Origin of the sequence: Polaromonas sp. DSP2-3-2b2 (assembly GCF_049895905.1) — a bacterium.
GTDB lineage: Bacteria > Pseudomonadota > Gammaproteobacteria > Burkholderiales > Burkholderiaceae_C > Polaromonas.
The window spans coordinates 1-1,325 of sequence record NZ_JAFCTH010000053.1; the positions used below are offsets into that span (position 1 = coordinate 1).

Consider the following 1,325-nt stretch of genomic DNA (forward strand, 5'->3'; position numbering starts at 1 on the left):
TGGTGCTGCTGGCGTCGGTGGTGGCCTGCGGCGTGGGGCTGGCGGCGGCAGCGATTCCGGCGCGCCGTTCAGTAACGAAGCCGAGGGCCGCGTTGGCAGCGAGTACGGCGCCGATCGCTCCTGCATCGGCCAACGCTGCCGTGGCCAGCGCCAGGCCGGCCGAGCCGCCGAGCAGCGCCACGGGCACTGACTGGAACTGGCCGAGCAGGATCTCTGCAGTGCTGCGTCCCGTGATGTCCCGGATCTCATTCGGTCCCCCTTGGATGAGACGCGCATGGGCGTCGTCGGGTGTCAAGCCGCGCTCGACATCGAGTGACCGGACGCCGCCGAGATCGGCAAGTAGCCGGCCGATCGGTGTACTGTGCGGTGTCTCCGCTCCGCCGTGGGCGGCTCCTAGCATTGACGGCGAAGGAGGCGCTGCCTGTGAACGTGGAGCAGGCTCGGATTGCCGCATTGCCGTTGGCGAAGGGGCCAACGCCGGGCTGCCGAAATGCGCCTCGACGGTCGCCGACAGCCAGTCGATCCAGAACGCCTCGTCGCGGTCCGGCGTCAGCGGCACGCGCACCGAACCGGTTTCGACATGGATACTCAGGGCTTCGATGCCGGACGATGTGAGCCGGCCCGCCAGTGCAGAATTGCGCAACAGGCCGCGTACCCGCACTCGCACCCCGCAACTGTTCCTGGAAGTGGTGATGGCATAGCGCTCGATAACGGGCATTTCAAGAAACCATAGACCGTCAGTGTGACAGAACCATGACAATCCCACAACGGTACGGGGCCGGCCTACGGCACTTTTGAATACCTACAATCAAACAAGAATTGTGGGTTTATGCGCCAATGACTGCTTCGTCCTGATGAGCCAAATCAAAATGCCCGCTGTGCCCCTGGCCGCACCGCCCGGTGAAAGCTCTGCTGACCGGATCGGCCCCCACGCCTTGCGGGCTGACTACGCCGAGACCGCCGAAGTTGTTCGCCAACGCATCCGGCAGCAGGGTCTCAGGGGCTGGGATCTCGTGTGCGTGGTCGACGGCGACGGGCGCCTGCTGGGCACGCTAACCGCCTCGGAATTGCCGGCCCTGCCAGACGCCACGGCGCTGGGCACGGTGGCGGCGCGCGATGGACCTACGGTCTTGCCGGGTGCTGACCAGGAGCTGATGGCCTCAATTGCGCTGCACCACCATGTGGCCTCGATGCCGGTGGTCGATGAAGCCGGCCGGCTGGTCGGCGTCGTCGGACCGACAACGCTGATGGGCAAGGCGACGACCGCGATTTTCTATTCGATCAGCAACACCCAGCCCGGCTTACGCGGCGTGAGTTTTGGCGAC

General features: G+C 65.8%; 2 protein-coding genes. One reads left to right on the plus strand and one right to left on the minus strand.

Translation table 11 applies throughout. The annotated features are described in order from the left end of the window. The coding region (locus ACP7AD_RS18505; protein ID WP_426166394.1) for a cation-transporting P-type ATPase at positions 1 to 718 on the minus strand (718 nt) is incomplete at its 3' end. Positions 719 to 854: 136 nt separating this feature from the next. On the opposite strand from ACP7AD_RS18505, the gene ACP7AD_RS18510 reads away from it, so the two are divergent. Further along, on the plus strand, positions 855 to 1,325 hold a 471-nt coding region (locus tag ACP7AD_RS18510; RefSeq protein WP_426166397.1), incomplete at its 3' end, for a CBS domain-containing protein.